At 71.6% G+C, this 9,649-nt stretch carries 5 protein-coding genes; 2 read left to right on the forward strand and 3 right to left on the reverse strand.

The window, feature by feature from the left end:
- Positions 1 to 839: carboxyl transferase domain-containing protein (locus VLF38_RS11160; protein ID WP_325271335.1), on the forward strand; the 839-nt coding region annotated here is incomplete at its 5' end.
- A gap of 267 nt (positions 840 to 1,106) precedes the next feature.
- Here the strand turns inward: VLF38_RS11160 and VLF38_RS11165 are convergent.
- The 3 genes from VLF38_RS11165 to VLF38_RS11175 are packed head-to-tail and all read right to left on the reverse strand — an operon-like array spanning position 1,107 to position 4,545.
- Positions 1,107 to 2,438, reverse strand: coding sequence for a dihydrolipoamide acetyltransferase family protein (locus VLF38_RS11165; RefSeq protein ID WP_325271336.1), 1,332 nt, complete (start codon positions 2,436 to 2,438; stop codon positions 1,107 to 1,109).
- Positions 2,438 to 3,415 carry an alpha-ketoacid dehydrogenase subunit beta gene (locus tag VLF38_RS11170; RefSeq protein ID WP_325271337.1) on the reverse strand — a complete coding sequence of 326 codons (978 nt, stop codon included), beginning with the start codon at positions 3,413 to 3,415 and terminating at the stop codon, positions 2,438 to 2,440. Before VLF38_RS11170 ends, VLF38_RS11165 begins: the two co-directional genes overlap by 1 nt.
- Positions 3,412 to 4,545: a thiamine pyrophosphate-dependent dehydrogenase E1 component subunit alpha gene (locus tag VLF38_RS11175; RefSeq protein ID WP_325271338.1), complete on the reverse strand. Its 1,134-nt coding sequence runs from the start codon at positions 4,543 to 4,545 to the stop codon at positions 3,412 to 3,414. Before VLF38_RS11175 ends, VLF38_RS11170 begins: the two co-directional genes overlap by 4 nt.
- 275 nt (positions 4,546 to 4,820) lie before the next feature.
- Here VLF38_RS11175 and VLF38_RS11180 point away from each other — a divergent pair, with 275 nt between their 5' ends.
- On the forward strand, positions 4,821 to 9,629 hold the full coding sequence (locus VLF38_RS11180) for a SpaA isopeptide-forming pilin-related protein (protein WP_325271339.1): 4,809 nt from the start codon (positions 4,821 to 4,823) through the stop codon (positions 9,627 to 9,629).
- Positions 9,630 to 9,649 lie beyond the last annotated feature (20 nt).

A 9,649-nucleotide genomic window follows, 5' to 3' on the forward strand; every position in this document is an offset into this window, starting at 1 on the left:
GGCTTGTGGTCACGCGAAGTGGGGCTTGTGGTCATCCCCACCCGGCCCACCCGGCCGACCCGGCCGACCCGGCCGAGCTGGCCCGCACCGACGCGTGGGACGCGGTCACGCGGACCCGCAGACCCGAGCGGCCGGGCGTACGCGATCTCCTTGCTGCGCGGGCTTCCGAGGTCGTGGAGCTCTCCGGCACCCAGGCCGGCGAGGTGGGCCCGGCGCTCCTGCTGGCCCTGGCCCGCTTCGGCGGTCAGCCGTGCGTGGTCGTCGGCCAGGACCGTGCGGCCGAGGCGGCGGGCCACAAGCTCGGACCGGCGGCGCTGCGGGTCGCCCGGCGCGGCTTCGCCCTCGCGGCCGAGCTCCGGATCCCCGTGCTGACCGTGATCGACACCCGTGGCGGCGAGCTCTCGGCCGCCGCCGAGGAGGGGGCCATCGCGGGCGAGATCGCGCGCTGCCTCGCCGACCTGGTCAGCTGCAGTGCCCCGACGCTGAGCCTGATGCTGGGTGAGGGCAACGGCGGCGCGGCGCTCGCCTTCCTCCCTGCCGACCGGGTGGTCGCGGCCCAGCACGGCTGGCTCGCACCCCTTCCGCCCGAGGGCGCATCCGCGATCGTCCACCGGGACACCGACCACGCCCCCGCGATGGCCCAGGCCCAGCAGATCCTCGCCACGGGCCTGGCTGAGCGCGGCGTGGTCGACATCGTCGTGCCGGAGGAGTCCGACGCAGCGGAGGAACGCGAGACGTTCCTGGAGCGGCTCGGCGCGGTGCTGACCACCGAGCTGGCCGGCCTCCACGAGCGCGGCGCCGGCACTGCCGCCGAGCGCGCCGCGCGCTATGCGTTCTGACGCGTCGAAACTTCCGACCAGGAAAGTCGTGCTCGCGAGTTACCGGGGCTGATCGGCGGGTACGAAGCCGTCGGCATCAGCCACCCGGACCTCGCGGCGGGCTCCGGCCCGCGTCACGCACCGCGTCGCGGCCCACCGCAGGCTCCGGTGACGGTCCCGACCCTGAACCGGCACGGGACCGCCGCCGGATCCGCCCCTCGGAGACGCCGGCCCCAGCACCACCGGGGCCGGCGTCCGGCATCCTCGGGCCGGCCCGTCGGCTCCGCCTCAGAGACCGAGCCCCGCAGGGTCCTCCGAGAACGCCGCGATCATCGCGAGGAACTGCGACGCCTTCTCCCCGTCGATGAACCGGTGGTCGACCGAGAGCGAGAAGGTCACCACGTCACGGATCGCGATCGCCTCGCTGCCGTCCTTGGTCGTGATCACCCACGGCTTGCGGCGGATCGCGCCGACGGCGAGGATCGCCGACTCTCCGGGGTTGATGATCGGGGTGCCGGAGTCGACCTTGAGCACCCCGATGTTGGTGATCGTGAAGGTGCCGCCGGCCTGGTCGGCCGGCTGGCTCTTGCCGGCCCGGGCGGTCGCGGTCAGCTCCTCCACCGCGCGCGCGAGCTCCGGGCCGGAGAGGTCACCTGCGTCCTTGATGTTGGGCACGATCAGCCCGCGCGGGGTCGCCGCGGCGATGCCGAGGTTGACGTAGCGCCGGAAGGTCACGGCCTCGCCGTCCCAGCGCGCGTTGAGCTCGGGGAACTCCCGCAGCGCGAGGATGCAGGCCCGGGCCATCAGGGTCAGCGCAGTGAGGCGGGTGCCCTCGTAGCGAGGGTCCGTGCGCAGCTCGCGGACCAGGTCGACCGCGTGGGTCGTGTCGATCTCGACGGTCAGCGTCACGTGCGGAGCGGAGTACGCCGACTCCACCATCGCCGCCGCCATCATCTTGCGGACGCCCTTGACCGGCTCGCGGTACTCCCGGTCGCGAAGCTCCGGCATGGCGGGGGCTGCGGCCGGGGCGGTGGCTGCAGCGGAGGCTCCGCCGGCGTACGCCGTCAGGTCGGCCATGGTGACCACGCCGTCGGGACGCGAGGACGACACCTGATTGAGGTCGACGCCGAGCTCGCGGGCGCGCAGCCGCACGGGTGGCGCGGCGAGGGCACGGGCCGGAGCCGCGACCGGCGCCGGAGCGGGACGCGCGGGGGCGAGGGCGTTGGCGTGGGCACCGGAACGTCGCCGGCGGCGCGAGACCGTCTCACGCGGCCCGTAGCCGACGAGGGTGGCCGGACCCGTCTCGTCGCCGCCACCCGGACTCGCGGCGCGGCGCTCTCCACTGCGCTCCTCAGCGGCCTGCCCACTCCCCTGCTCTGCCGCGGACCCGTCACCCACGCGGACGAGCGGAGTGCCCACGGTGACGGTCTGGCCGACCTCGACGAGCAGCGCCTCCACCGTGCCCGCGAACGGCGAGGGGAGCTCGACGACCGACTTCGCCGTCTCGATCTCGAGCAGCACCTGGTTGACCGCGACCGTGTCGCCCGCCTGGACGTGCCAGGCGTGGATCTCCGCCTCGGTCAGGCCTTCGCCGACGTCGGGGAGCCGGTAGTCGGCCATCAGAAGTCCACCGCGCGGTCGGAGGCGTCGAGCACCCGGTCGACGGTCGGCAGCCACTCGTGCTCGACGCGCGACGGCGGGTAGGGGGTGTCGTAGCCACACACCCGCAGCACGGGAGCCTCGAGCGAGTGGAAGCAGTGCTCGGTCACCGCTGCTGCCACCTCGGCCCCCACACCGAAGGACCGGTGTGCCTCGTGGACGACGACGGCGCGGCCGGTGCGGCGTACGGACTCGACGACCGGGCCCAGGTCGAGCGGGGAGAGGGTGCGCAGGTCGATGACCTCGAGGGACCTCCCCTCCTCCGCGGCATGCTCGGCCGCTGCCAGGCAGGTCTGCACCGTCGGGCCGTAGCCGACGAGCGTGACATCCGCGCCCGGGCGGACCACCCGCGACTGGAACAGCGGAGCGGGCGACAGCGCGGGATCGATCTCCGCCTTCATCGAGTGGTAGAGCCGCTTGGGCTCGAGGAAGATCACGGGGTCGTCGTGGGCGATCGCCTGCTGCAGCATCCAGTAGCCGTCGACGGGGTTGGAGCAGGTGACCACCTTGAGGCCCGGGGTGTGCGCGAACTGCGCCTCCGGGCTCTCGCTGTGGTGCTCAACGGCGCCGATGCCACCGCCGTACGGGATCCGGATCACGACCGGCAGCGTGCGCCGCCCGCCCATGCGCGTGTGGAGCTTGGCGAGCTGGCAGACGATCTGGTCGTACGCCGGGTAGACGAAGCCGTCGAACTGGATCTCCACGACCGGGCGGTAGCCACGCAGAGCCAGGCCGATGGCGGTGCCGACGATGCCCGCCTCGGCCAGCGGGGTGTCGAGGACGCGGTTCTCGCCGAAGTCCTTCTGCAGGCCCTCCGTGATCCGGAAGACGCCGCCGAGGCGGCCGATGTCCTCACCGAGCAGGACCACCTTGTCGTCGCCCTCCATCGCCCGGCGCAGGCCCGCGTTGAGCGCCTTGGCCAGGGTGAGCGCGCTCATCGGACGACCTCCGTCGCAGCCGCGGCGTCGTCAGCGAGCAGCTCCTCCAGCTCGGCGCGCTGTGCGGCGAGCGTCGGCGGCATCTCGACGTAGGCGTCGTCGAAGGGCAGCAGCGGTGACGGGTCGGGCAAGGCCTTGCACCGCGCCCGGACGTCGGCTCCGAGCTCGTCCGCCTCGACCTCGAGCGCCGCGAACCACGCGTCGTCGGCGAGCCCCTCGGCGCGGAGGTGCGCCGCCAGCCGTGCGATGGGGTCGCGCCCGCGCCACACCTCGAGCTCGTCGTCGCTGCGGTAGCGGGTCGGGTCATCGGTCGTCGTGTGGGCACCCATCCGGTAGGTCACGGCCTCGACGAGCACCGGGCCCTGTCCCGAGCGCGCGTGCTCGAGCGCGCGGCGTACGACGGCGTACGTCGCCAGGACGTCGTTGCCGTCGACGCGGTAGCCGGGGAAGCCGAAGCCGCTGGCGCGCTGCACGAGGGGCACCCGCGACTGCCGGCTCTGGGGCTCGGAGATCGCCCAGTGGTTGTTCTCGAGGAGGAAGACCACGGGGACGTGGTAGGACGCAGCGAAGACGAAGGCCTCGTTGACGTCGCCCTGTGAGGTCGCTCCGTCGCCGAAGGTGACGAGCACCGCGGTGTCGCGGGCCGCATCGCCCGTGCCGACGTCGCCGTCGTGCGCGACACCGAGCGCGTAGCCGACGGCGTGGAGGGTCTGCGCTCCGATGACGATCGTGACGGGCTCATAGCCCTTCTCGACCGGGTCCCAACCGACGTGGCCGATGCCGCGGAAGACGCCCAGCAGCGCGACGGGATCGATGTCGCGGCACCACGCGATGCCGTGGTCGCGGTAGGTCGGGAAGACGTGGTCCTGTGGCGCGAGTGCCCGACCGGCGCCGACCTGGGCGGCCTCCTGGCCCAGGCACGGCGGCCACAGGCCGAGCTCGCCGTGGCGCTGGAGCGCGGTCGCCTCGACGTCGAAGCGGCGCACGAGCGTGAGGTCGCGCAGGAGTGCCTTGAGGACGCCTGTCTCGTCGCCGTGAGCGGCGAGGAGTGCCGCGTCGGGCTCGAAGGCGAACTCGGGATGCGGCACCCGGTCGCCGTCGGGGGTGAGGAGCTGGATCAGATCAGACACGTCGACTCCCTTGTCTGCCGTGGCGGGGTCACCGCCGCGGGCGGTCGCGGCCCGACGGTGTGGGTCGGGTCACAGTTCAAACGTACCCATCTCGCGTCCCCCCGCGCAGGAAGACGCACGTCGCAGTTCGCCCGATTCAGGTGGTCCAGACCTTTGCGTGGCAATTGCAAGTGAGGCGTAGCAGACATTCCGGACCGTCGTTGGGCCTCTGTTGACGAGCGACCCCGCACACCACCCACGTGCCGGGTCCGCGACGCAAGCCCACGGGGGAGAAAATGAAGAACCTGACTCGAAGCACGTCCGCGCGCGCCCAGGCGAGCCTCGCGCTGCGCACCTTCCTGGCCGCGGGCGTCGCCCTGCTGGCAGTGCCCACGCTGGCGCTCGCCCCGGCGTACGCCGTCGAGGGGGACCCCGACACGACCGCAGCCACCTCCACGGAGGCTGCCGCGCCGGAGCAGCCGGCCAGCGAGTCGGGCAGCGAGTCGGGCGAGACCCCACCGGCCCCGGAGGCCCCCGGCACCGGGGGCAGCGGCGAGCCCGACACCGACACCACTCCGAGTGAGACTCCTTCCGGCACCGCCGAGGAGCCGGAAGACGCGCCCGCCGGCGACAGCACCGCCCCCGGCAGTGGCAGCACCACCAAGGGCAAGACCGGTTCGACGACCTCCGCGAAGGAGGTGCCGACGGCCACGGCTGAGCCCGCTCCCGCGCCGAGCTGCAAGGTCACCTCGTTCACGCAGAACACGCGCGAGGACGCGTCCGGTGACTGGATCGGCGGCAACCTCAATGCGATCAAGGGCAACTACGCCGAAGGCGACTACGTCCCGCAGAAGGTCGAGCTGAGCGGCCTGGCGCCCGGCACCTACACGCTGGACTTCAAGTTCCAGCGGATGAAGGGCAACCTCTACGCCTACGACTTCGTGAACAACCTGCGCATCGAGAACAGCGCCGGTGCCACCACGACCTGGGCCAGCACCACGGACCCGACCGACTTCGACGGTCCGGCCACGGTCGCGGAGCCTCAGACCGGCACCTACGACGTCTACGTCACGATCTCCTTCACCATCACCGACGTCGCCGACACCACGGCGACCCTGCGGTGGGACGGCCACATCGCGGCCGAGCTCGACTACGGCCCGAACTCTGCTGCGGGCACGATCAACGGCTCGCCGTACCACTTCGGCCTGATCAGCACCGACGGCCCCTACGGCTGCAACGCGGGCAACATGGCCAACCAGCTGGCCGCCGACGCCGTCGACGCTGCCTCGATCACGATCATCAAGAACGCCTCGCCGAACAGCGCCGAGGACTTCGACTTCACCATCACCGCCGCCAACAACCTGTCGGCGAACCCGACCCTCGACGACGACTCCGGCGTGGCGGGCGAGGATGCCGAGTTCGGCGAGTCGATCACCTACCTGGTCCCCCCGGGCACGGTGACGGTCACCGAGACCCCCACCGCCGGCTGGGACCTCACGGGTCTGGCCTGCGTCAAGGCGGGCTCGCCCGTCGGCACTGTCTCGGGGACGGGCGTCAGCCTCAACCTCGCCGACAACGACCTGGTCACCTGCACCTTCACCAACAGCCGTACGTCGACGCTCACCGTCGACAAGGTGTGGGTGATCAACGGTGCCTCGCCGATCGCGGAGGGCTCCGAGCCGGCCCACCTGGGCCTGGGCGCGACCCTGCTGCTCGACGATGCGGCGAGTGTGTGGGGCCAGTCCTACGACGACTACCTGCAGGACACCTCGGTCGCCATCGACGAGCAGGTCACCTTCGGCAACCCGCTCTGCACCTGGGCCGACCCGGCCGCGCCGTTCGGCACCGTCGACGAGCTCGACGACGCCCCACTCGCGGAGACCGTCTCCCTCGGCGGCGGCGCGAACCACTTCACCGTCACCAACCGGGTCACCTGCCGCTCCGAGCTCACGCTGAACAAGAAGGTGCTCAACGGCCCGACCGCCGCGAGCGCCTGGACGCTGAGCGCCACCCCGACCGGTAGCGGCACCCCCTTCGCCTCGGGCAGCAGCGGCGTGCAGCACACGGTCACCGCGTCCACGCCGTACGTGCTGGGCGAGGACGACGCCGACCCGCGCTACGACCAGTACGGCGACTGGACCTGTAGCGAGTTCGGCACCGTCAGCACCGTCGACGGCGACCAGCAGGTCAGCGTGGCGGCGGGTCGCTCCGTCGCCTGCACGGTCACCAACGCCACCGGTGCGCTGGTCCTGAAGAAGGTCGTGCAGAACACCAACGGCGGCGACGCGACGCCCGGCGACTTCACCCTGGTCGCCGACCCCGACACCGACGGCGCCGACGACCTCACGACTCCCGGCTCTGCCGAGGGCACGACGTTCTACGTCAACCCGGGCGAGAGCTTCGCCCTCTCCGAGACCGGCGGCCCCTCGGGCTACCAGCTCTCGAGCCTGGCCTGCTCCAACGGCCAGACCACGGAGGTCAGCGTCGGTGCCGGCGAGACCGTCACCTGCACGTTCACCAACACCTCACAGCCGGGATCGCTGACCCTGGCCAAGGTCGTGGACGACAACGGCACGGGCCAGCACACCGACGAGAAGAGCTGGACGCTCACCGCCTCGCACCTCACGAACGCGCAGGCAGCCGACATCAGCGGTGACGGATACGCGACCGGTGCCACCACCGCCGGCGTGTACCAGCTCTCCGAGGAGGGCCCGGACACGCACACCGCCGGCGACTGGACGTGTGAGCTGCCCGACGGGACCGACGTCGCGGTCGACCAGCTCACCGCGACGGTCGCGATCGACCTCGACCAGGACGTCACTTGCACGATCGTCAACACGGCGAAGAAGTCGACGCTCACCCTGGTCAAGGAGGTCGACCCGCTCGACACGAAGGACGAGACCGACGCCGAGGAGTTCGCCCTGACCGCGACCCCCGCCGCGTCGATCACCGGCCAGGACCCGGTCGAGGGTGACGGCACCGCGACCGGCACGGTGAAGGTGGGCACGTACACGCTCAGCGAGTCGGGCCCGGCGACGTACCAGCCCGACGCGCGTGGCTGGCGCTGCCTGGACGGCGACGACGCGGTCGTGCCGGTCAACGACGCCGACGAGATCACCGTCGCCCTCGCCACCGACGTCACCTGCACGATCGAGAACGAAGCGATCGCGAGCAAGTGGACGGTCACCAAGTCCGCCGACCGTCCCAACGGCGCCACCGTGCTGCCGGGCGCCGAGATCGACTACACGATCACGCTGACCAAGGTCGGTGACGGCGTGGACGTCCACGACATCGTCGTCGAGGACACCCTCACCGGCGTCGAGGACGCCTGGGTCAGCGGCCTGCCGGCCGAGGCGACGCTCGAGGACGGCGTCATCACGTGGAACGCGCCCGTGCTCGGCTCCGAGCCGCTCACCCTGGAGTACACCGTCACCGTCGGTGAGGACGCCTGGAACGCCACGATCGCCAACCACGTGACGCCCGGCCCCGTGCCGTGCGTCAACGAGGGTGACGTCGACTGCGATGACACCGTCCACTACACGCCGCACTACACGCTCGACAAGGCCGTGAAGCACCTCGCCTCCCCCGGCGACGGTGACGACCTGGTCGAGCCGGGCGAGCGCCTGAAGTACACGCTGACCGTCCACAACGACACCGAGCACGCCCTCGTGGACACGGTCATCGTCGATCAGGCCGCGGATGTCTTCGACGACGCGACGATGGTCTCCAACGCCTCCGAGCTGGAGGCCGAGGGCCTGGTCTTCGACGACACCGAGGGAGCGGAGACGCTGACCTGGTCGATCGAGGAGCTGGCACCCGGCGCCACCGTGACCGCGACGTACGTCGTCCAGGTCGCGCCCGGCACGTGGGGCGAGACGCTCCGCAACGTCGCCCTGCCGGACCCGGAGACCGGAGGTGAGTGCATCGCCGAGGACGAGTGCACCACCGAGACCACGGTTCCCGAGGTCACGACGATGCTCGTCGAGAAGCGCGACATGGAGACCGACGAGGTCCTCGCCGGTGCGACGTTCGAGCTCTTCCTCGACGCCGACAACGAGCGCGACGAGAACGGTGCATGCACCTACCCGGCGAGCCCGTCCGTCGGCGAGGGCGACGTGTCGCTGGGTTCGGCGACCACGCTCGAGGCGGGTCAGGTCATGTTCGCCGACCTCCAGCCCGGGTGCTACCTCCTGGAGGAGACCAAGGCACCGACCGGCTACGACCTCGCGCCCGTCCCCGTGATGGGTGTGGAGATCGACGAGGACAACTTCGTCGGCGGCGGCGTGATGGCTGCGATCGTCGTGAGCGACTTCGCTCAGGGCCAGATCACCCAGGTGACCAAGGAGCAGTTCGAGCTGATCGACGGCGAGTGGGTCGAGAGCGACGGGGTGGTGAGCTACGGCGACCACGTCCGCTACGTGATGAAGTTCGACGCCACCGGTCCGAAGGACTTCCACGACGTGAAGGTCACCGACCACGTCCCCGGCTTCAACCTCCTGGACGTCACCTCGACGCTCAAGGGTGTCGTGGTCCCGGGCAGCCCGGAGTGCGTGGGTGCCCTGTCCTGCACCACCTCGGTCGGCCTGCTCGACCAGCTGGTGACGTGGGACTTCGGGGACCTCGAGCCGGCCGTCGGCGAGACGCTCCACGGCGTCGCGGTGATGGAAGTGGTCTTCCCCGAGCTTCCCGAGGTGCGGATCCCGCTTCCGGGCCTGTCGGTCTCCGACACCCTGTGGAACGTCGCCCACCTCCACTGGAACGAGGCGACGCTCGACCTCACCGAGGTGATCGACGGCGTCATCGGAGGCGGTGGCGCCGGCGCCCGGGTCCCCTCGCTCGCGACGCTCGACCTGCCGCTCCTCGGTCGCTCCCTGGAGACCAACGCAGTCACGGTCACGGCGACCGAGACGACGCCGCGTCTTCCGGGTGGCGATGGCAGCGACCCGGGGACCACTGACGGCGGGGGCAAGACCCCGGGCAACGGGGCCGAGGACGGCGCACTGCCGCAGACCGGCGCTCCGGCGGGCCTGGCGCTGATCGGCTTCGTCGCAGTGGGTCTCCTCGCGGTGGGCCTGGGCCTGGCCCGGCGCAAGCAGCAGGACTGACCAGCACGGCACCACGGCCC

Origin of the sequence: Nocardioides sp. (genome assembly GCF_035481145.1) — a bacterium.
Lineage (GTDB): Bacteria > Actinomycetota > Actinomycetes > Propionibacteriales > Nocardioidaceae > Nocardioides.

Coding starts and splice junctions, on each gene's coding strand:
- VLF38_RS11165 (WP_325271336.1), bottom strand. CDS start 2,438: ATGGCCGACTACCGGCTCCCCGACGTCGGCGAAGGCCTGACCGAGGCG.
- VLF38_RS11170 (WP_325271337.1), bottom strand. CDS start 3,415: ATGAGCGCGCTCACCCTGGCCAAGGCGCTCAACGCGGGCCTGCGCCGG.
- VLF38_RS11180 (WP_325271339.1), top strand. CDS start 4,821: ATGAAGAACCTGACTCGAAGCACGTCCGCGCGCGCCCAGGCGAGCCTC.